A 20,929-nucleotide genomic window follows, 5' to 3' on the forward strand; every position below is an offset into this window, starting at 1 on the left:
TTTTATTTGTCTTTTTCTTCTGTAATGCCTAATACATTTGAGGCAATGGTTAATGCAGTTTGATCTGCATCTGCACCTGCTTCACGTAAATAACGTGTGGGTGCATGTATAAGTTTATTCATCAGCCCATTAGCTAATTTATTTATCACCATTTCAGGTGACTGACCCGCTTCAAGGCTTTTAAGTGCTTTTTCTAATTCTGCTGCTTTAAGTTCTTCTGCTGACTGTCTAAAGGACACAATCAGGTTCGAAAATTTTCTGGCTTCGGATATTTTTAGATAATCCGCCACGCCATCTTCAATTAATCGTTCTGCTGCTTCTGCAGCATCTTGTCTAGCCCGAACATTTTCTTCAATAACAGAGTGAAGATCATCAACTGTATAAAGGTAGGCATTTTTAACTTCTTCAACTTCGGGTTCAATATCTCTTGGGACAGCAATATCCACTAACAACATAGGCGAACGACGGCGCTTAGCCGTTGCCCTTTCGATAACACCTTTACCAATAATCGGTAATTGACTGGCCGTGGATGAAATGACAATATCCGCCTGGGAAAGATAGTCACCAATATCCCCAAGCATGATGGCTTCTGCATTAAATTCACTTGCTAACACTTCAGCACGAGCCAATGTCCGATTGGCAACAATAATGCGCTTTACACCATTTTCTTTCAGATGCCTTGCTACCAGTTCAATAGTTTGACCTGCACCAATCAACAAAGCAGTATTTGTTTTGATATCGGCAAAGATGCGTTGCGCCAAACTGACCGCTGCAAATGCAATAGAGACCGGGTTTTCGCCAATGGCTGTGTCTGTGCGTACGCGCTTAGCGACAGAAAAAGTGCGTTGAAATAAAGGCTCGAGTTCAGAACCTATGCACCCTCCTTCCTGTGAAACAGCATAAGCCGATTTCACCTGCCCTAAGATTTGTGGTTCACCAAGAATAAGGGAATCCAAACCCGATGACACACGCATAATATGACGAATGCTGTCATCTTCTTTGTAGCTGTAGCAATACTGTTGAAGGTCCGTTAAGTCGATACTATGGTAATGCCCTAGCCAATTAATAATGCCAGTTTCTTTTTCTATATTATCAACAGAACAATAAAGCTCTGTTCTATTACAAGTAGATACGATAACGGCCTCATTAACTTTATTGTCTGATGTCAAAGATAACAAAGCATCAACCATTTTTTCAGGCGCAAAAGCAACACGCTCTCGTATCGCTACTGGCGCTGTTTTATGATTTACACCTACTGTAATTAGCGGCATTCAGAGCTCTTCTAAAAAAAACGAGACCGGGGAGCATGATAGAAAGAAGTTTAATTTCAACATGACCATTTACATAAAGACGACACATTATACGAGAAATTCACTTTTTTTCGCACCCTCTTTACCCAATAAAAATGATTGATTCATTATAGTTATGACTGACATACTAATGCAGCCGACAATTAGATAGGCGCTATTTGAACTTAGCTTTGAGAAACTCCATGCTGTTTAACGACAATAAAAAACAGAAAACAAAAAAGCAACACTTCCCTCACAAGGGCAAAAGATGGCTTTTTATCGCTTTCTCAAGCTTTGTATTCCTAACTGGTTGTAATCATTTCGATATCAAAGACCAGGAGCAAGCTCCAGCGGAAGAAACACAAGCCATACAAGTTTTATCAACAAGCAATAGTATAGAAACACTAACACCCGCCGACGAAATTGAAGCTTTGCTCAAAGCAGAGTTTACGTTACAGAGAGAAGGGCCTAATAAAGCGTTTGAACAATTTTACGCACTCTCCGACCAGTCATCTGATATTCACTTTATTGAGCGTTTAAACCACATTGCTCTAGCCTCTAACAATGATTCCTACATTGAGAGGAGCACTAACTTATGGCTTGCCGCCAAACCTGATGCCGAGCAAGCTTACTCTTTGCAACTGCAGGTTTTCATCAAGAACAACCGCCCTGAAGACATTACCCGTTTATTGATAAATGCTATTCAGCAAAACGTAAACTTACATTTCCTCCCTCAGCATTTAGAATCAAACTCTCGAGATACAGTCAAAGTAGATACTCTCAATACAGCTATCGCGAATCTACCTACAGACTTCCAAAATAATGAACATGTATTATTGAGCCGCGCTCATATTTTCCTTTTAACGGGAGAATACAGGTTAGCAATCAATTTGATCGAGAAGGACTTTTCTTCACCATCAACCGAAAAAAAAGAGGCCTTATACCTTATTCTGGCATTAAGCCAAAAAAACCTAGGTATGACTAACAAAGCCATTAGCACACTTATTAACGCATCTAAGCGCTTTCCTGAAAGCACGCGAATTCCACCACCTCTGATTGATTTTTACGTAGAACAAAAGCAAATTTCAAAAGCGGTCAAAACCTATCAAGACTGTCTCTTAGAGCATGCTGACAAACTACAAGTGGGCATCAACTTTGTTCGTACCTTGTTGAAGCACAATCAGCCGAGCACAGCCTTAACTATCATTAAAGAGTTACCAGAAGACCAAACAGGTTTTACCGATCAAGTACAGTTTTTGAAGGCGCTAGCTCTTGCTGATACGGAACAAAAAATTGAAGCCATTAAGGTAATGAATGAAGTTGAGGGCAATTTACGTACTAGTGCAACGCAGCAAATCGCTTTCTGGCTTTACGATGAAAACAAAGAAAATCAAATTAACAATATGGTACTGAAGCGAACAAAACGTGAAAACATGCAAGAACAGGTTATGCTGATCAGCAACTTACACGAAGAGAAAGACCGCTTTGGGTTATCTTATGAGTTACTACAAATGGCCAGTAAGGTATATCCTGAGTCAAATGCTTTGCGCTACCGCAAAGCTCTACTTGCAGATGCGCTAGGCCAATGGCAAGTAACCGAATCAGAAATGACCACATTGCTTCAAAAAGACCCTTTAAACCCGCAATATCTCAACGCCCTTGGTTATACCCTTCTCACTCGTACAGATAGAATTGATGAAGCCATGCAATATATCGAATCGGCTTATGAACTTGCGGATGATGACCCTGCTATTATCGACAGCTTAGGTTGGGGACACTTTCTTCGAGGAGAACTAGATCAAGCCTCTTATTTTTTAAATAAGGCATGGGGATTACTGCAAGATGATGAAATTGCAGCACATTATGGTGAATCTTTATGGAGTCAACGACATTACGATAAAGCCATAGAAGTATGGGAAGCAGCGCTTAACAGCTCTCCAAACGCAAAAGTACTCATTGAAACCATTCAGCGACTTTCACCTTCGCTGCTTGAAAGCCTCCAATAGGACACTCATTCATTATGAATCGTATTATTTACGTTATCGCACTTACCATTTTAATAAGCGCATGTTCATCTAAGCCCAAAGGACCAGTGCACACCCCACCATCCAGCGTAGAGGCGATATCAAGCTGGGAAACATCAGGGCGAGTGGGCATACGTACCGCAGACGATGCCGTATCTGGTAATTTTAATTGGCAAAAGACACCAAACACTTTTTCTTTAAAAGTTGTAGGACCATTTGGACAAGGTGCTACCACCTTAACTCAAAATAATAATTCTCTTGTGACTTTATCTTACGATGGCAAACAAGTTACAGGCTCTAGTCCTGCCGAACTATTAGAACAAGAATTAGGCTGGGGCTTCCCTGTGGAAGATGTGGACTATTGGATTAGAGGATTAATTTCACCTCACTCTAACGCCGAGGTAAAAACAGATTCAGCAACACTGCGCCCTCAGCAAATCACCCAAAATGGCTGGTTGATTACTTATACAAATTTTACTGAAGTAGATGGCCTTTATTTGCCCCAAAAGATGCAAGTACAGAACCCACCTTACAGGATAAACCTCATTATTAACCAATGGACTGTTCGATAAAAATGCAACTTCCCTCTCCCGCGAAACTAAATCTGTTTTTACACATCACAGGTAGACGAGAAAACGGTTATCACGATTTACAAACAATTTTTCAATTTATTGATCTATGTGACACGCTTGAGTTCACACTGACAAATGACAACCAAGTAACACTCACTCCAGACATAGAAGGAGTGGCAACAACAGACAATCTCATATATAAGGCAGCTAAATTACTTTTCCCCCATAGAAAAAACAGCACATCAGGCATCCATATATCTCTTACCAAACAACTCCCTATGGGGGGCGGAATCGGTGGGGGGAGCTCTAATGCTGCCACCACATTGCTAGCACTAAACACCTTATGGGAATGCCAATTATCATTACCTGAATTGGCCGACCTAGGAATCACACTAGGGGCAGATATACCTATTTTTGTAATGGGGTTTTCAGCCTTCGCAGAGGGGGTCGGTGAAAAGCTACAGAAAGTCGAACCAAAGACTCCTTATTATTTGCTCCTTAAGCCCGATTGCCATGTATCTACTGGTCAAATTTTTACCGATAAATATTTGACAAGAGACACGCCTCCGATCAAAATGTCGCACGCTTTAGAGCTAGGTGGGCATAACGATTGCTTAGAAATTGTAATCAAACACAACCCTGAAGTAGAAGAAGCCTATTTTTGGCTTAAAAATCATGGAGATGCGAAGTTAACAGGTACAGGTGCCTGTGTTTTCTTAGCTTGTGAGAGTTTTCTCGAGGCTGAAAAAATTCAACAAAACACTCCAAAAAAATGGCAAAGCTGGATTTGTCGTGGCTTTAATACATCTCCTACCCACACTGCATTAAAAGAATGGGTAGAACAGCATCAAAATTAACCAGCAAATTGCAACAAAATACAAAAGGTATACACAGTGTCTAAGTTAATGGTTTTTACCGGTAACGCTAACCCTGAACTTGCCCGTAAAGTGGTTCGTCGTTTAGGGCTTCCTATTGGTAATGCGACTGTTGGTAAGTTCAGTGATGGCGAAATTACCGTTGAAATCAATGAAAATGTTCGAGGGAAAGACGTTTTCATCATTCAATCAACTTGTTCACCCAGTAATGACAACCTGATGGAACTGATTGTCATGGCTGATGCACTGCGTCGTGCTTCAGCATCACGCGTTACCGCAGTAATTCCTTATTTTGGTTACGCTCGTCAAGATCGTCGAGTAAGATCAGCGCGTGTGCCCATTACAGCAAAGGTCATCGCTGATATGATTTCTGCTGTCGGCATCAACCGAGTATTAACGGTTGACCTTCACGCCGACCAAATACAGGGCTTTTTTGATATACCAGTAGATAACGTATACGCAACACCGTTACTGCTTGATGACCTAAAACGCCAAGGTCACGAAAATATTACCGTCGTATCCCCGGATGTCGGCGGTGTTGTTCGCGCTAGAGCATTTGCAAAAATGCTAGATGACGCAGACCTTGCCATTATTGATAAACGCCGTCCACGTGCCAATGAGGCTCAAATCATGCACTTGATTGGTGATGTGGAAGGAAAAACCTGTGTTCTTGTTGATGATATGTGCGATACCGGTGGCACCTTATGTGCTGCAGCAAAAGCACTAAAAGAACACGGTGCCGCCAAGGTATTAGCCTACTGTACTCACCCAGTACTGTCTGGCAAGGCGATGGAAAACATAAAAAATTCTGTGCTTGATGAGTTGGTTGTGACCGACACCATCCCATTAACACAAGAGGGCATTAACTGTCCTCAGATCCGTCAATTGTCGATGTCTGACATTATTGCGGAGGCTGTTCGTCGCGTATGCAATGAAGAGTCAATCAGTGCCATGTTTGGGGCATAATCCAAACAAAATAGGTTCGGAATGGGTCGCAATTCTGGACAAAACTTACATAATTTAATTAGGAAAATAATCATGTCATTATCTATTAATGCCGTATCTCGCTCAGAAGAAGGTAAAGGTGCGAGCCGCCGCCTTCGCCATACAGGCCTAGTACCTGCTGTAATCTACGGTGGCGATACTGCTCCTGTATCAATTGCTTTCAAAGACAACGAACTTGTTAAGGCTGTAGCAACTCCTGGCTTCCTTACTGGTCTTGTTGAAGTATCTGTAGAAGGCAAAGCTGAGAAAGTTCTTGTTAAAGCTCTACAACGTCACCCAGCAACTGACGCTATGATGCACATTGATTTCCAACGCGTTCAAGAAGATAAAGTGATCACTACTCGTGTTCCATTAACTTTTGCAAACGCTGCGAAAAGCCCTGGTGTTAGCAAGCAAGGTGGTCGTCTAACGGTTGAAGCGAAAGTTGCTCAAGTACGTTGCCTTCCAGCAAACCTTCCTGCTGAACTAGTTGTTGACGCTTCTGAATCTCAACTTGGCGATATCTTCCACTTGTCTGATTGCACTCTTCCTGAAGGCGTTGAACTTGTTTCATTGCTTAAAGGCGAAGATCACAACCAGCCAATCGGTCGTATCGGTAAAGCAAAACGTTAAGATAATTCATTAAGGCAGCATTGTGGCAGGTTTTAGATTATTAGTAGGTCTGGGAAATCCCGGAAACGAATATAGCAACACTCGCCACAATGCCGGCGCAGAATGGATTGAGGCATTGGCTCAGCAGAGCCAATGCCTTTTACGTATGGAAAAGAAGTTTTCCGGCCTATTTGGCAAAGTTCATATAGCTGGTGAAGAATGTTATTTACTCATTCCCACAACCTATATGAATTTAAGTGGCACTGCTGTTCAAGCTGTGTGCAAATTTTATAAAATCTCCCCCGAAGAAGTGCTTGTTGTTCATGACGAACTGGATATTCCACCCGGCTCAGCGAAGCTTAAAAAAGGTGGTGGTCATGGCGGACACAATGGTCTCAAAGACATTATTTCAAAGCTTTCAAACAACAGAGAGTTTGCTCGGCTTAGAATAGGCATAGGGCACCCTGGTCATGCTAGTCAAGTTGCTAATTATGTTTTAAAGAAAGCAGCGCCAGATGACTACAGCAAAATTGAACAGACAATCAATGAATCATTACGTTATGTAGAAGACATCGTTGCGGGTAACTTAAACCCTGTAATGAACAAATTACATAGCTTCAAAGCATAAATTTACTACTAGGAATCTCACTATGGGTTTTAATTGCGGCATCGTTGGACTACCAAATGTCGGTAAGTCGACTTTATTCAATGCATTAACGAAAGCGGGAATTGGGGCAGAAAACTTTCCATTTTGTACTATCGAGCCAAATGCTGGTGTCGTCGCTATGCCTGACCCAAGGTTAGATGCCCTAGCCGGCATAGTAAAACCTGAAAAAACCATTGCAACAACAATGGAGTTCGTCGATATCGCCGGCCTAGTAGAAGGTGCTTCTAAAGGGGAAGGTTTAGGCAATAAATTCCTTGCTAACATTCGTGAAACAGATGCAATCGCCCATGTTGTTCGCTGCTTTGAAGACGATAACGTTATCCATGTATCTAACCATGTTAACCCTCAGGCCGACATCGAGGTGATTAACCTAGAGCTTATTTTTGCAGATATAGAATCCATCGATAAACAAATTTTCCGTACAGCGAAAAATGCTAAGAGCGGCAATAAAGAAGCCATCGCACATAAAGCCTTCTTAGAAAGCATAAAACAACACCTAGAAGACGGCTTACCTGTTCGCTCTATGGAATTAACAGACGATCAGAAAAAAGAAGTTCGTTTACTGCATTTATTAACAACAAAACCAACTATGTACATTGCCAATGTTGCAGAAGATGGCTTTGAAAATAATCCTTACTTAGATCAAGTACGTGAAATCGCAGAACAAGAAGGTGCTATGGTGCTACCTATATGCAATCAACTTGAAGCGGAAATATCTGAGCTTGATGCTGATGAAATGAAAGACTTCCTTGATGAAATGGGAATGGAAGAGCCTGGCCTTGATCGTGTTATCCGTGCTGGCTATCAATTACTAGGCCTTCAGACCTACTTTACGGCCGGTGTAAAGGAAGTTAGAGCTTGGACAGTTAAAGAAGGCGCAACAGGTCCTCAAGCTGCTGGTGTGATCCACACGGACTTTGAGAAAGGTTTCATCCGAGCGGAAGTCGTTGCTTATGATGATTTCATTCAATACCAAGGTGAAAATGGCGCCAAAGAAGCTGGGAAATGGCGTCTAGAGGGGAAAGACTACATAGTTGAAGACGGCGATGTCATGCATTTCCGTTTTAATGTGTAATCTTATAAAACATTTTCAGAAAACACTTGACCCGTTAAGAGGTTATATGAATAATATCGCGCCACAGAGACAGCACATCGTTTGATGTAAATTGTTTTTGTGGCAGTCTGTTGGGGTATAGCCAAGCGGTAAGGCAACGGGTTTTGATCCCGTCATGCGTAGGTTCGAATCCTGCTACCCCAGCCATAACAGACAACGGCTATGTAGCTCAGTTGGTTAGAGCACATCACTCATAATGATGGGGTCACTAGTTCGAATCTAGTCATAGCCACCAACTCGATATGTTGGGGTATAGCCAAGCGGTAAGGCAACGGGTTTTGATCCCGTCATGCGTAGGTTCGAATCCTGCTACCCCAGCCATCGATATAATTTAGAACAACACGTAATTTAGGCTATGTAGCTCAGTTGGTTAGAGCACATCACTCATAATGATGGGGTCACTAGTTCGAATCTAGTCATAGCCACCACTTCTAAGTTAAATAATTCCTATCTTTTGGGGTATAGCCAAGCGGTAAGGCAACGGGTTTTGATCCCGTCATGCGTAGGTTCGAATCCTGCTACCCCAGCCATTTAAATAATCATTCAAGCCAGCATTCATAATCCTTGCATAATAGCGCTAGATTTTGTCTTTCAAGTGCCTATAATTAACAAGAAAATTCCCAACCATATTTACGGACAATTATTATGAAATCATTAAAGACAGCTGTTTTACTTTCTACGACTTTATTAGCTAGCGCAGCTCATGCCGATTTCATCGGGGCGAATGCAGAAGCCGGCACATTTGATACTGATAAAGGCAGCGCAACTTACATCAGCGCAGATGTTCAACACCCTATTCCAGTTATCCCTAATATTCGAGTAGATCTATGGGATCTTGAGACAGATGAGAAAGCAGAAATTAGTCATTTTGACATTACAGGGTATTATGGTATTGGCCTATTATGGGCAAGCGTAGAAGCCGGCTTCACTTATCGCCAACTTGATATGACATTAGGTTCTGTATCAGAAAGCGAATCAGCACCTATGCTTTATTTAGGGGTTAACTTAGCCATTCCGGGCACTGGCGCAACAATATCCGCAGAGTCCAAAACTACAGACTTTGATGATGTAGAAATTACAGATCAGTTAATCAAAGTTCAATATCAACCTCTACCAATTGTTGGTATTGAGGTGGGGTTCCGCAGTATTGATCAGACAACCAACGTATTTAAAAACCTTGACTATGATGGTTACTTTATCGGCTTAACAGTCGATATTTAATCATCTAAACTTTGTTTCAAATATGCCCTATACTGCTTCAGTTATAGGGCATTTTTATATCACAGTCCTCCTCAACTCTTCCAAGGCTAGCTTTTGTCTTTCTAGTACCTATAATAGGTCAATATTCCCAGTTAATTTACGAGGCCTATCGATGAAGTTATTTAGTTCAGTTTTTGCTTTTTCAATACTATTACTGACAAGTACTGCACATGCGGATTTTATTGGGGCAAATGTCGAAGTTGGCGGCTTTAAAACTGAGGCAGACTTTAAAACAAACAGTAGTAATGACTTCGTATTTGAAGATAGTACTGGTACCTACTTTAGTATTGATGTCCAGCACCCTATACCATTAATTCCAAATGCACGAGTGGACACTTTTGAATTTGATGTAGATGGCAAATCAGGTACAACCGATTCCACTCTAGATGTTAGTTTAAAGGATGTTACAGGGTATTACGGCATTAGCCTTTTATGGGTCGGTGTTGAGGCTGGTCTGTTAGGTAGGAACATTAGTATAAACTATACTGAAGGTGGTACAGACAAAAATGCTTCTAATGCCTTATTACCTATGTATTACCTTTCTGCAAAATTATCCATCCCTGGCACAAATATACAGATTGCAGCAGAATCAAAGCAAAGCATTGATCTTCAAATACTTGCAGACCTAAACATGGTAGAGGATGCAAATGATTCAGCATCCGATGTTATTTATAAGATCGCCTATCAACCTATTCCAATCTTAGGTCTTGAGGTAGGTTACCGAGAAATGAATCACATAATAGACAGTGTTACGATGGATCATACCGGTTACTTTCTAGGTGTGACGATTGATATCTAACCCATATAAAAGTTAAGTAATACACAATTAAAAAAGCCCTAGGTGAGTAAAATCATCTAGGGCTTTTTATTTAACCTAATTTTATTTGCCTTGGTAAAAGTAAATTTCCCTTCTTTTACCTGAGCCTCTATTTTATCCCCTGTAACAAACTTTCCTGCTAATAAATCATTCGCTAGCGGATTTTCGATCCATTGTTGGATCGCTCGTTTCAGAGGCCGAGCACCGTATACAGGGTCATAACCTAGATCAACCAGTTTGTCTTCTGCTTCATCTGTAAGTTCAAGTGACATACCTAACTCTTCCAATCTGGCGTTTAGATGCTTCAATTGGATGCTGGCGATGCCTTTAATTTGAGACTTCATCAAAGAATGGAATACAACCGTCTCATCAATACGGTTAATGAATTCGGGACGGAAATGCATCCCTACTACGTCCATCACTTTGGACTTTATTTCCTCGTATTGATCGCCTGCCTGATAGTCCTGAATGAGATCCGAACCCAAGTTAGAGGTCATCACGATCACGGTATTCCTAAAATCTACTGTTCGGCCTTGGCCATCCGTTAAACGACCATCATCTAGCACCTGCAATAAAATATTAAACACATCTGGGTGTGCCTTTTCTATTTCGTCTAGCAGCAACACAGAATAAGGTCTGCGTCTAACAGCTTCTGTTAAGTAGCCGCCCTCTTCATAACCTACATAACCTGGAGGAGAGCCGATTAAGCGTGCGACAGAGTGCTTCTCCATAAACTCAGACATATCAACCCTGACCATAGCCTGCTCAGTATCAAATAGGAAACTAGCAAGTGCTTTACAAAGTTCTGTTTTACCCACTCCTGTAGGTCCTAAGAAGAGAAAAGAGCCATTAGGGCGATTGGGATCAGCAAGTCCAGAACGAGATCGTCTTACCGCATTAGAGACAGCCTCAACGGCTTCACTCTGCCCCATGACAGATTGATGTAGCACTTCCTCCATACGTAGCAACTTATCTCTTTCACCTTCTAGCATTCGATCGACAGGGATACCTGTCCAACGAGATACAACTGTCGCAATTTCTTCTTCCGTAACACTGCGCTTCAGGAGTTGCGTTTCCGTGTCTTCTTCTGCTTGATTGGCTTTCTCTATTTCAGCCTCCAGCATAGGAATAACGCCATACTGCAACTCAGACATTTTTGCCAAATTACCATCTCGACGTGCTTCTTCCATTTCATGACGAACAGAGTCTAGCTCTTCTTTAAGCTTTTGTACTCCTTGCACAGCAGCCTTTTCGGCATTCCAGATTTCTTCAAGGTCTGCAAAGTGTTTTTGCAACCCACTGATTTCTTTTTCAAGTTCAGCAAGACGCTTTTTAGAGGCTTTATCTTTCTCTTTTTTGAGTGCTTCTTTCTCTATTTTCAGTTGAATTAAGCGACGCTCTAATCGATCCATTTCTTCTGGCTTAGAGTCCATCTCCATGCGAATACGGCTCGCTGCCTCATCAATTAAGTCAATCGCCTTATCTGGTAGCTGTCGGTCTGTTATATAACGCTGTGATAATTTAGCTGCTGCAATGATAGCGGCATCATTAATGTCCACACCATGATGGATTTCATAGCGTTCTTTGAGGCCACGAAGAATTGCAATGGAGTCCAATAGGCTCGGTTCTTCCACCAATACCTTCTGGAAACGGCGCTCTAGTGCTGCATCCTTTTCTATAAATTGGCGATACTCATCCAAAGTGGTCGCACCAACACAATGCAATTCACCACGGGCTAGAGCTGGTTTCAGCATATTCCCCGCATCCATAGAGCCTTCTGATTTCCCTGCTCCAACCATGGTATGAATCTCATCAATAAATAAGATGATCTGACCTTCTTGCTTAGAAAGCTCGTTTAACAAAGCTTTTAGACGCTCTTCGAACTCGCCTCGAAACTTAGCTCCAGCAATCAAAGCTCCCATATCCAATGAAAGCACTCGCTTATCTTTCAAGCCTTCTGGTACTTCACCATTAATAATTCGTTGGGCTAAGCCTTCAACAATTGCCGTTTTACCCACCCCAGGCTCACCAATTAATACTGGGTTATTTTTGCGGCGGCGCTGTAATACCTGAATAGTACGACGTATTTCATCGTCTCGCCCTATCACAGGATCTAAACGCCCTTCGGCTGCCCTTGCCGTCAAATCTACTGTGTATTTATCTAACGCCTGACGATTCTCTTCTGCATCTGGGTCATTAATCGATTCTCCACCACGAATATTGTCAATCACAGCAACAATATCCGCTTTGGTCACACCTGTCGCCTTCAAGCTTTTCGATACGTCGTCTTTACCATCAAACATCGCCATTAAGACCAACTCAGACGAGATAAACTGATCTTTACGCTTTTGTGCCTCTTTATCAGCAAGGTTTAATAAACGACCCAGCTCTTGTGACATTTGCACATTGCCATCGTGATCTTTCACCTTAGGCTGACGATCCAATAGCTTATTCAACTCTTCTCGAAAGGCTGACACGGAAACTCCGGCTTGCTGAAGAATAGGACGTGTGCTTCCACCTTGCTGATCTAGCAAAGCAATCAATAAATGAACCGACTCGATATAAGAGTTATCTTGCCCTAGCGCCACAGACTGAGCATCGGAAAGCGCCAACTGTAATTTACTTGTAAGTCTATCTATACGCATAACAGACACCTTTAATTAAAATATTACTGAATTAAGAGCTTAATAGTGTCTCTAGAAAAGTTTTCAAGGAGGAGTGTCATTTTTTTGACAGTCTTTTTGAGGAGTGTATTTTAAGGTGATAGCCAAATCACAGAAGCCATTCGCCCAGTTTTACCTTCTCGACGATAAGAAAAGAATTGATGCTTTTCAGTAAAGGTACAGTAATCACCACCGTAGACTTGAGTCACACCCGCAGCAGCAAGCCTTTGTCTTGCCAACAGGTATAAATCACCAAGCCATTTCCCCGACTCATTAGCTGGCTTAAACGCTTTATCTGCCTCAGGAAGCATCTCTATGAATGCCTCCCTAACCTCACCTCCGACTTCAAATGCAGCAGGTCCAATTGCAGGCCCAAGCCACGCCATCACTTGATCCGCTTTTTCAAAGCAAGCAAGGGTAGACTCCAACACGCCAGAGCAAAGTCCTCGCCAACCAGCATGAGCTACAGCAACCTGCCCTCCTGATTCATCGCAAAAGAAAACAGGTAGACAGTCCGCCGTTAATACGGCACATACCTGATCTTTCATAGAAGAGAAAGCAGCATCGGCACTTTCGGGAGTATTATCGCAAGGAAGCTGAACCACATCCGTACCGTGAACCTGATTTAGCCATACTAGAGAGTCCGGCATATCCGTTGCCTCAGAAAATAGTCGCCTATTTTCTCGTACAGACTCAGCATCATCTTGCACATGCATACCTAAATTCAGGCTATCAAAAGGTGAAACACTTACCCCTCCAGCACGATTAGAAACATAGGCTTTAACTGATTCTGGCGCTGGCCAGTTAGGCAAAATATAAAGGTCTTGTTGATCCGTCATAACATCACTCAAACTACTAACAGGGCTACTTTATAAAACAAAAGGCAACCTATTTGGCTGCCTTTATATTAAAAATATTCAGAATCGTTACTACCAGACTCCAGCATATCCGCCTTCAAAGCAGCAAGTAACTTCTTCATGTCCTCGGGCAATTCCACTTCCCAAGACATCCACTCCCCAGATATCGGGTGAGAAAGCTCCAGCTTTTTAGCGTGTAACGCTTGGCGACGGAACATTCTAAGTTCTTCCTGCAACTCAGGAGAACAAGCCTTAGGCATTTTTAAGCGACCGCCATATTGCGGGTCACCCACCAGCGGATATTGTATAAATGCCATGTGCACACGAATTTGATGAGTACGGCCTGTTTCTAGCTTAAGACGAATATGAGTGTGATTTTTATAACGCTCAACCAAACGATAGTGGGTGATAGCCTCTTTGCCATTAACAGGTTCAACCGCCTGTTTCATACGATTATGGGGGTGACGACCTATAGGCTCATCGACCTCACCGCCCCCCGTCATGACACCAATCGCCACCGCTTCGTACTCACGTCCCATACTACGTTCTTGTAACTGGGCAACAAGATCCGTTTGAGCCGCCAAGGTTTTTGCCACTACCATCAATCCAGTCGTTTCTTTATCCAAGCGATGGACAATACCAGCGCGTGGAATATGGGCTGTTTCAGGGGCATGATGTAAGATGGCATTCATTAATGTGCCATCACGGTTACCCACCGCAGGGTGAACAACAAGACCAGCAGGCTTGTTAACGACTAAAATATCTTCATCTTCGTACACTATGTCTAATGACATTTCCTGTGCTTGATGTACTTCTTGGTCTTCTAAAAGAATATCTAAAGCAATCGTCTCGCCACCAAATAGCTTCTCTTTGGCCTTGCCTGCTTTTCCATCTACCGTTAATACGCCTTCTTTTATCCAAGCTTGAATACGCGCTCGGGAATAATCGCTAAACAGCTCTGTTGCAATTTGATCAAATCGACTACCACCCAAATCAAACGGGACTTGGGCTTCTTTTACTATGCGCTCTGCCATACAATGTACTTATGTTTGTTGTTATCGGTGCAATAAGAGTAATTATTGCAGCCGAATGTAAATAAAATGTGTAGCGTCTTGCACTTCATCGTCTTTCGCACTATAAAACACTACAAAATGCCGACTCTGGCTTGTCTACAACCATATCAAGGTTTTGATTATACATGGGATTTCATCACAGGTTGCTCCGAATATCTGGAATAGTTAGTTTTTCTTTACTCATTGCCGCTTGCTCAAGCACACCTGAGCCAAGGGAGCCCGATTTACCAGAACGTACATACTATGAACAAGCTCAAGAAGCGTTAGAAAACGGCCTTCCAAGTACAGCCATTGCACACCTGAAAGATTTGACTGCCCGCTACCCATTTGGCGAATACAGCACTCGTGCTGAGCTAGATTTAATTTATGCTCAAATTGAAGCTAACGAACACATTGCTGCCCACGCCACAGCCGAGCGTTTTATTAAAAATAACCCAGAGCATCACGCTATCGACTACGTCTACTATATGAGGGCATTGTCTACTTATTATGGTTCCGAAGGGTTATTTCAAAGCTTATTTGATTTAGATCCAAGTGAAAGGGACTCTAAAGAGTTAATAAAAGCTTTTAATGAGTTGGCAGACTTAACTGCTCGCTATCCAGAAAGCGAATATGCGCCCGATGCAAAAGTTCGTATGCATTACTTGCGCGAATTAATTGCTCGCCATGAAGTACACGTTGCCCGTTATTACCTAAAACGTAAAGCACCTCTTTCAGCATTACGTCGTAGCCAAGAGGTGATTCAAAATTACCCTAGCAGTCCTTCTATAGAAGAAGCATTGGCAGTTTCAATACAGTCCTATAATGACTTAGAGCAAACTGAGCTGGCACAATCCAACCTAGCGGTTTTAAAGCAAAACTTCCCTCAATCAGAATTTGTAGATGAAAGTGGACATTTTATTGCTTTAGAACTTCCAAGTGACGCAGATCCTGGCTTCCTATATTGGATTAGCTTTGGTCTATTCGACTAGATACAATTATTACTTATTGCCTATTTAATAAATACTAAATTAGGCAATAAGTAATATATTTTTAGTACGTAAATACCCTTCCTTAACTATCCCAAGAAAACCACTAATCTATCAATTTAAAATTCACCTAATTGATTGTATATGAGCCATCTTACAATTAAGCTTTTTTTAAAGCTTCTCACCCACATATATTATGTCGCCAAAAGCTATAGTAAATACGCCAATTTATTATTAGTATTAAGAATTAATGTGGACGGTAAAGTTACTGTCTCCTCTGAAAATAAATCTGTTTGTTTATAGAAGTCAGATATTTAGATACGAACGCAATCCATAAAGGGAAAATAGGATGTTTTTCAGAAAAGAAAACAAAATATCACCACTCTCACCAGAACAAGAGCAGGCTAATAAATCACACCTTATTCTAAGTACTCTAAAAAACTCTTTAGCTTTCATTGAATTCAAAACAGATGGAACAATACTGGATGCAAACGATAATTTTTTAAATACTGTTGGCTACTCTCTTAATGAAATACAGGGTAAGCACCACAGAATATTTTGCGATCATGCGTATAGTCAAACTAAAGAATACTCCCAGTTTTGGCAGCAGCTCGCATTAGGGAACTCTATTAATGATAGATTCCTAAGATACACTAAGGGTGGCAAAGAAATTTGGTTAGAGGCCAGCTACAGCCCTGTAAAAGATCACAGTGGAAACACAATCTGCATCGTAAAAGTAGCCACTGACATAACAAATTCAGTTCAACAAGCAAATATCCAAAATGGTATTTTAAAAGCTCTTGATCGCTCAACGGCGACAATATCTTTTAATGGTGACGGAACCATTATTGAAGCTAATAACAACTTCCTATCTACTGCAGGTTACAAGTTACATGAAGTTCAAGGTCAGCATCACTCTATGTTTTGTGATGACAGCTTGGTTAACAGTAACGAATATAAGCAATTTTGGAACAAGTTAAATTCTGGCGAATTTATACAAGGGCTTTTTCAACGAAAAAACTCGCATGGAGATACTATTTGGCTAGAAGCCAGTTATAACCCTATCATTGATGAAAACGGAAAGTTACTCCGTATTGTTAAATTTGCTTCTGATGTTACAGAGCGCATAACTAATATTAATGACGCAACAGCCACTGTACATTCTACAGTCACAGGTACAGAAAAAGTGTCTGAGGAAGGAAAACAAGTACTAGCCGAAAGCGTCGGTATCATGGACGAAATTGCCGACAATGTTGACACCGTTGTGGAAGACATTACTTCTCTAAATGAACAGTCGAATCAAATCAGTGAAATAGTGAACACCATCTCTTCTATAGCAGATCAAACCAATTTACTTGCGCTAAATGCCGCCATTGAAGCTGCAAGGGCAGGTGAACAAGGTCGAGGGTTTGCTGTTGTGGCAGATGAAGTAAGACAACTAGCAGGCAGAACAAGTTCTTCTACGGCAGAAATCTATGATGTTGTAAAAGCTAATGCCACTTTATCAAGCGTATTATCTGAAAACATATTAAAAACGCAGCAAAAAGCTCAATCTGGAAAAGAACTAGTTAATCAGGTTGAAGGTATTTTCATGGACATCAATCAAGGAATGAAAGATGCAAGTGAGGCAGTAAATAAATTATCTTAAAATCACAGGCGACATGTCACGAGACTCTTACCTTGTGACATGTCGAAGATTGAAAAACGGGGAACAGTCAGATCAAGTCTGAGCTAATGCACTTAAGGAAAAACAATACCCTCACATCCTTCCTCCCATGGTGGAAGTTTAGGCATAACAACTTCTTTAAAAAGAGAAGATTCCGTAAAGCTTTCCAACCATGCTTTTACATTTTCGTAGCTTGATGCATCGAACCAAGCTCGATCCACTCCCGCAAATTGCCTGATAAAGGGGAACAAAGCCATATCAACAAGGCTCATCTCTTCTCCAAATAAATACCTCCGCTGGCTTAATCGTTTATTAAGCCTTTGCAAAAATATACAGCCTTTATCGCGATAATAACTCTCGCTAAATTCTGGGTGTCTATCTGCGTATTTGTATCTATCTAACCAATATTTGAAAACCTGATCGTTGTAGGTAATCCAAACTCTTATCTTATATTGCTGTTGCAATGAAGCAGGCCATATAAACGTCTTCAGGTCGCTTCGTTGTGTTCGCTCCAAAGCCCAATAAATAATGTCCATACTCTCTGGATAACGCTGCCCATCGGTATCTATTAGTTGTGGTACAGTTGAGCGACTGCCCAATGCCAACAAAGCCTCAGGTTTGGACTTCAATACAACTTCTCTTAACGATACTTTTACGTCTAATTGGGCTAAAACATACCTTGCCCTTATGGCATAAGGACACCGACGAAAAGAATATAGTACGGGTAACAGCAAAGGCGTCTCTCCACAGAATATGAAAACGCTGACTCTATGATAGTATGGCGCCGACAATCAAGGCTTATTCACATAAACGCAAAGGCTCATTAATTTTTAAAATGAAAATCTGGCTTCTTACACACAGCGAGGAACTCAAAAAAACAACAGGTACAGGGCCTTTAGTTAAAGAGCTTCTCAAGCATGAGTGTGAAATCATCGAATGGTCTCGTGTTGAACCTAACCAAAAAATTATCGAGCTGTCAGCAGAAGACACAGTACTTATTTACCCAAGTGACTCAATGGAAAACTCGACAGTTCACAGCACCTCAATCGTCAATAACATCATCATTATTGATGGCACATGGCAACAAGCTAGAAAAATATACAACCGATCTCCGTATTTAAAAGCCTTCCCTCATTATGAAATTCAAGGTGAATCATCTATTTATAGCAAAAGGCAAAATCAAAAAAATACGGGATTATGCACAGCCGAAGTCGCTATCTATAGCTTAAAACAACGAGAGCACCCTATGGCGGACGAGCTACTTAATCACTTTCTAGAGTTTAATTCGTAACTCTTACTTGTATAGAACCTAAATGTTCAACCCAAGCATGCATTTCATCACCAGCGACTACCGCTCCAACATTTTCAGGTGTGCCTGTCATAATCAGATCACCGGGGCGTAGCTCATACACCTCTGACAACTTACATATGACCTCTTCGATAGACCAAGTTAGGTTAGCAATCGAGCTAATCTGTTGAGTCGCTCCATTCACCTTCAACCCAATCTCCGACTTTACTAGCGTTTCAGATAGAGCCTGAGTATGCAAAACAATTGGGCTAATGGGGGCTGATTGGTCAAATGATTTACCTACCTCCCATGGACGACCTTTTTTCTTCGCCTGAGCCTGTAGGTCGCGGCGAGTCATATCTAGCCCTACGGCATAACCTAAAATAGCGTTTTTCGCTTCTTCAAGGCTCATATTTTGGCCACCCTTACCTAGAGCAACAACCAATTCAACCTCGTATTCAAATTGCTTGGTTGCCATTGGGTAGGAAATCTCTGCGACTTTTGAGAACTCAGTAGGTACAACACAAGAAGCATCTTTGGCAAAAAAGAAAGGTGGATCTCTATCCGGGTCATCCCCCATTTCCCTAGCGTGTGCCGCGTAGTTACGACCAACACAAAAAACACGCCCTACTGGAAAAACAGCGTCATCATCTAAAACAGGTAAATAAACCCTTTCTTGCTTAGGAACAATACACTTCATACCAACCTCTTAATATAAAAGCTCTCATATACAAGGCTTTATAATATAGGTTTGCACTGATACAAAACATCAAAAAGTTCCCTGCTATTCCTTAAATAAAAAAGGCACCAGATGCAAACACCTGATGCCAAAATGTCCGACCCTAATCAAAAGTAGATAAAGGGGGACCTTTAATGATCTTGCTTAACATAAGGCTCTACACAGAGCCTTAGAGTAAATAAAATCAAATATCGCTGAATTTAAAAGCCGTAATATACGCCGACAGCAGACTGAGTTTCTTCACTAGAACCTACTTGGCCAACTTCACCATACACATACACATTGGATGCTAGGTTATAACTAACGCCTGCCGCGAACTCTTCGTAATCATCACTACCATCAGGAGAGACAATTTGAGCAGATGCATAGACATCGCCAGCACCATAGCCGTAACGAGTCGCTACACCTGTGATATCTGTTGTATCTGGTGTAGTTTCAAATTTCGCTGATAGGGATAAATCAGAAGAGGCTTGGAAATCAACCGCATAACCTACAGTGTCATCACTAGAATCATAACCTGCAGCTAATGTGACCGCACCTGTCGTATATTTCACAACAGCGGCACTTTCGTTACCTTCACCCTCCGCAGTATTTACTTGAGATGCCACCTGAATTTCAACACCACCGAAAGAAGGTGATAGATAAGCAATGGTATCTCCTTCATCTGTTAATGACGCACTTTCTAAACCTAGGTATTCATATTGATCGACAGAATCTTGAATAGCATTGTTGTAAATACTATCAAAGCTACCAATTTGAACCTGACCAAAGCCGCCTTTTAAGCCAACAAAGGCTTGATCAATAGCGACATCCACATCACCCGTTTTTTCATCAGCATCCGCTTCTAGCTCATACTTGAAGAAAGCCGTCGTATCCTGATTGATTTCTGTTTCACCCTTGATACCAAAGGTAGACCCGTTATCTTCAAAGTCACCACCAGCATCAGAGTTACTAAGTGCGTATTGAATATTACCGTATAGATCTACACTTGTTTCTTCCGCTGCAACAGCAGCCACTGAAGCAAGTGCTGAACTAGATACCGCTAGGGCAATAATGGTCTTTTTCATTGTCGTTTCCTTTTATAAAAATACACTTTCATTTTTCCTAATACATGCTCGATGAGCACAAGCAACAGGAGTCAATTTAAAGCGTTGAAGAAAATAGACAATAGGGTGTAGATGGCTTGCTGATTCTTACCTTATTCAGTGCTTTTTTGAGAAAAAAGATGACAAATGCACAAGGCTTATGGATTTACAAAAAAGAGATGTTTTGTATTTTTCCCATATATATCAAAAAGATATAGACCCTCAATTACTAGGTTGCAAGAATTAAGAAAATACAATGTGGGTTAAATACTATAACTAGGAGAAAACACGAAAGCTAACTGTCAAAATAGCTCAAATTAAGAACTCTATGACTTAGAATTTTAAGATTCAAACCAAAAAAAGAGCCTGAAAAGGC

Annotated in this window: 18 protein-coding genes, 5 tRNA genes and 1 pseudogene; 17 read left to right on the forward strand and 7 right to left on the reverse strand. The window is 41.4% G+C overall.

The annotated features are described in order from the left end of the window. Nucleotides 1–2 precede the first annotated feature (2 nt). Nucleotides 3–1,271: a glutamyl-tRNA reductase gene (gene hemA / locus OFY17_RS12630; RefSeq protein ID WP_263531101.1), complete on the reverse strand. Its 1,269-nt coding sequence runs from the start codon at nucleotides 1,269–1,271 to the stop codon at nucleotides 3–5. A gap of 197 nt (nucleotides 1,272–1,468) precedes the next feature. On the opposite strand from hemA, the gene OFY17_RS12635 reads away from it, so the two are divergent. The 14 genes from OFY17_RS12635 (at nucleotide 1,469) to OFY17_RS12700 (ending at nucleotide 10,196) form a co-directional block, all read left to right on the forward strand. Beyond that, nucleotides 1,469–3,295, forward strand: coding sequence for a tetratricopeptide repeat protein (locus tag OFY17_RS12635; RefSeq protein WP_263531102.1), 1,827 nt, complete (start codon nucleotides 1,469–1,471; stop codon nucleotides 3,293–3,295). A 14-nt stretch (nucleotides 3,296–3,309) separates the two neighbouring features. Beyond that, a complete protein-coding gene (gene lolB, locus OFY17_RS12640) occupies nucleotides 3,310–3,885 on the forward strand; it encodes a lipoprotein insertase outer membrane protein LolB (RefSeq protein ID WP_263531103.1) in 576 nt (191 codons plus the stop codon). A 2-nt stretch (nucleotides 3,886–3,887) separates the two neighbouring features. Further along, nucleotides 3,888–4,742, forward strand: coding sequence for a 4-(cytidine 5'-diphospho)-2-C-methyl-D-erythritol kinase (gene ispE, locus OFY17_RS12645; protein WP_263531104.1), 855 nt, complete (start codon nucleotides 3,888–3,890; stop codon nucleotides 4,740–4,742). A gap of 36 nt (nucleotides 4,743–4,778) precedes the next feature. Continuing rightward, entirely contained in the window at nucleotides 4,779–5,726 is a 948-nt protein-coding gene (locus tag OFY17_RS12650; RefSeq protein WP_263531105.1) for a ribose-phosphate diphosphokinase, read from the forward strand. A 72-nt stretch (nucleotides 5,727–5,798) separates the two neighbouring features. Further along, a complete protein-coding gene (locus OFY17_RS12655; RefSeq protein WP_263531106.1) occupies nucleotides 5,799–6,377 on the forward strand; it encodes a 50S ribosomal protein L25/general stress protein Ctc in 579 nt (192 codons plus the stop codon). A gap of 22 nt (nucleotides 6,378–6,399) precedes the next feature. Continuing rightward, nucleotides 6,400–6,984: an aminoacyl-tRNA hydrolase gene (pth, locus tag OFY17_RS12660; RefSeq protein WP_263531107.1), complete on the forward strand. Its 585-nt coding sequence runs from the start codon at nucleotides 6,400–6,402 to the stop codon at nucleotides 6,982–6,984. A gap of 22 nt (nucleotides 6,985–7,006) precedes the next feature. Further along, nucleotides 7,007–8,098 (forward strand): redox-regulated ATPase YchF, encoded by a 1,092-nt coding sequence (gene ychF / locus OFY17_RS12665; RefSeq protein ID WP_263531108.1) that lies wholly within the window; start codon nucleotides 7,007–7,009, stop codon nucleotides 8,096–8,098. 111 nt (nucleotides 8,099–8,209) lie between these two features. Continuing rightward, nucleotides 8,210–8,284, forward strand: a tRNA-Gln gene (locus OFY17_RS12670). Between the two features lie 11 nt (nucleotides 8,285–8,295). After that, nucleotides 8,296–8,372 (forward strand) — tRNA-Met (locus tag OFY17_RS12675). Nucleotides 8,373–8,383: 11 nt separating this feature from the next. Further along, nucleotides 8,384–8,458 (forward strand) — tRNA-Gln (locus OFY17_RS12680). A 30-nt stretch (nucleotides 8,459–8,488) separates the two neighbouring features. Continuing rightward, nucleotides 8,489–8,565: transfer RNA gene (locus OFY17_RS12685), tRNA-Met, on the forward strand. Between the two features lie 27 nt (nucleotides 8,566–8,592). Further along, a tRNA-Gln gene (locus OFY17_RS12690) sits at nucleotides 8,593–8,667 on the forward strand. A gap of 115 nt (nucleotides 8,668–8,782) precedes the next feature. Further along, entirely contained in the window at nucleotides 8,783–9,358 is a 576-nt protein-coding gene (locus OFY17_RS12695; RefSeq protein WP_263531109.1) for a porin family protein, read from the forward strand. A 151-nt stretch (nucleotides 9,359–9,509) separates the two neighbouring features. Beyond that, nucleotides 9,510–10,196, forward strand: a complete 687-nt coding sequence (locus tag OFY17_RS12700) for a TIGR04219 family outer membrane beta-barrel protein (RefSeq protein ID WP_263531110.1) — start codon at nucleotides 9,510–9,512, stop codon at nucleotides 10,194–10,196. Between the two features lie 56 nt (nucleotides 10,197–10,252). On the opposite strand, the gene clpB is transcribed toward OFY17_RS12700, so the two are convergent. The 3 genes from clpB to rluD form a co-directional block, all read right to left on the reverse strand. Beyond that, complete coding sequence (clpB, locus tag OFY17_RS12705) at nucleotides 10,253–12,859, reverse strand: ATP-dependent chaperone ClpB (protein ID WP_263531111.1); 2,607 nt, start codon at nucleotides 12,857–12,859, stop codon at nucleotides 10,253–10,255. Nucleotides 12,860–12,969: 110 nt separating this feature from the next. Next, on the reverse strand, nucleotides 12,970–13,716 hold the full coding sequence (pgeF, locus tag OFY17_RS12710) for a peptidoglycan editing factor PgeF (protein WP_263531112.1): 747 nt from the start codon (nucleotides 13,714–13,716) through the stop codon (nucleotides 12,970–12,972). Nucleotides 13,717–13,784: 68 nt separating this feature from the next. Next, nucleotides 13,785–14,768 carry a 23S rRNA pseudouridine(1911/1915/1917) synthase RluD gene (gene rluD / locus OFY17_RS12715; RefSeq protein ID WP_263531113.1) on the reverse strand — a complete coding sequence of 328 codons (984 nt, stop codon included), beginning with the start codon at nucleotides 14,766–14,768 and terminating at the stop codon, nucleotides 13,785–13,787. A 164-nt stretch (nucleotides 14,769–14,932) separates the two neighbouring features. Between rluD and OFY17_RS12720 the strand changes: the two genes are divergently transcribed. Beyond that, nucleotides 14,933–15,778, forward strand: a complete 846-nt coding sequence (locus tag OFY17_RS12720; protein WP_263531114.1) for an outer membrane protein assembly factor BamD — start codon at nucleotides 14,933–14,935, stop codon at nucleotides 15,776–15,778. Nucleotides 15,779–16,220: 442 nt separating this feature from the next. Next, nucleotides 16,221–17,357: pseudogene (locus tag OFY17_RS14875) on the forward strand (methyl-accepting chemotaxis protein); the annotation flags it as partial. Between the two features lie 158 nt (nucleotides 17,358–17,515). On the opposite strand, the gene OFY17_RS12735 reads toward OFY17_RS14875, so the two are convergent. Continuing rightward, nucleotides 17,516–18,232 carry a glutathione S-transferase gene (locus tag OFY17_RS12735; protein ID WP_318013685.1) on the reverse strand — a complete coding sequence of 239 codons (717 nt, stop codon included), beginning with the start codon at nucleotides 18,230–18,232 and terminating at the stop codon, nucleotides 17,516–17,518. Nucleotides 18,233–18,276: 44 nt separating this feature from the next. On the opposite strand from OFY17_RS12735, the gene OFY17_RS12740 reads away from it, so the two are divergent. Beyond that, a complete protein-coding gene (locus tag OFY17_RS12740; RefSeq protein ID WP_263531116.1) occupies nucleotides 18,277–18,732 on the forward strand; it encodes a tRNA-uridine aminocarboxypropyltransferase in 456 nt (151 codons plus the stop codon). On the opposite strand, the gene OFY17_RS12745 is transcribed toward OFY17_RS12740, so the two are convergent. Together OFY17_RS12745 and OFY17_RS12750 are read right to left on the reverse strand one after the other, a co-directional pair. Next, nucleotides 18,722–19,429, reverse strand: a complete 708-nt coding sequence (locus tag OFY17_RS12745; RefSeq protein ID WP_263531117.1) for a fumarylacetoacetate hydrolase family protein — start codon at nucleotides 19,427–19,429, stop codon at nucleotides 18,722–18,724. The genes OFY17_RS12740 and OFY17_RS12745 overlap by 11 nt on opposite strands. A 239-nt stretch (nucleotides 19,430–19,668) precedes the next feature. After that, nucleotides 19,669–20,535, reverse strand: coding sequence for a porin (locus OFY17_RS12750; RefSeq protein WP_263531118.1), 867 nt, complete (start codon nucleotides 20,533–20,535; stop codon nucleotides 19,669–19,671). Nucleotides 20,536–20,929: the final 394 nt, after the last annotated feature.

Source organism: Marinomonas sargassi (genome assembly GCF_025716875.1).
Classification (GTDB): domain Bacteria; phylum Pseudomonadota; class Gammaproteobacteria; order Pseudomonadales; family Marinomonadaceae; genus Marinomonas; species Marinomonas sargassi.

Bases quoted from the DNA above. Each gene is read 5' to 3' on its own strand.
- OFY17_RS12700 (WP_263531110.1), top strand. From the start codon at position 9,510: ATGAAGTTATTTAGTTCAGTTTTTGCTTTTTCAATACTATTACTGACA.
- rluD (WP_263531113.1), bottom strand. From the start codon at position 14,768: ATGGCAGAGCGCATAGTAAAAGAAGCCCAAGTCCCGTTTGATTTGGGT.
- OFY17_RS12695 (WP_263531109.1), top strand. From the start codon at position 8,783: ATGAAATCATTAAAGACAGCTGTTTTACTTTCTACGACTTTATTAGCT.
- clpB (WP_263531111.1), bottom strand. From the start codon at position 12,859: ATGCGTATAGATAGACTTACAAGTAAATTACAGTTGGCGCTTTCCGAT.
- OFY17_RS12720 (WP_263531114.1), top strand. From the start codon at position 14,933: ATGGGATTTCATCACAGGTTGCTCCGAATATCTGGAATAGTTAGTTTT.
- ychF (WP_263531108.1), top strand. From the start codon at position 7,007: ATGGGTTTTAATTGCGGCATCGTTGGACTACCAAATGTCGGTAAGTCG.
- OFY17_RS12740 (WP_263531116.1), top strand. From the start codon at position 18,277: ATGAAAATCTGGCTTCTTACACACAGCGAGGAACTCAAAAAAACAACA.
- ispE (WP_263531104.1), top strand. From the start codon at position 3,888: ATGCAACTTCCCTCTCCCGCGAAACTAAATCTGTTTTTACACATCACA.
- OFY17_RS12745 (WP_263531117.1), bottom strand. From the start codon at position 19,429: ATGAAGTGTATTGTTCCTAAGCAAGAAAGGGTTTATTTACCTGTTTTA.
- pgeF (WP_263531112.1), bottom strand. From the start codon at position 13,716: ATGACGGATCAACAAGACCTTTATATTTTGCCTAACTGGCCAGCGCCA.
- hemA (WP_263531101.1), bottom strand. From the start codon at position 1,271: ATGCCGCTAATTACAGTAGGTGTAAATCATAAAACAGCGCCAGTAGCG.
- OFY17_RS12750 (WP_263531118.1), bottom strand. From the start codon at position 20,535: ATGAAAAAGACCATTATTGCCCTAGCGGTATCTAGTTCAGCACTTGCT.
- lolB (WP_263531103.1), top strand. From the start codon at position 3,310: ATGAATCGTATTATTTACGTTATCGCACTTACCATTTTAATAAGCGCA.
- OFY17_RS12655 (WP_263531106.1), top strand. From the start codon at position 5,799: ATGTCATTATCTATTAATGCCGTATCTCGCTCAGAAGAAGGTAAAGGT.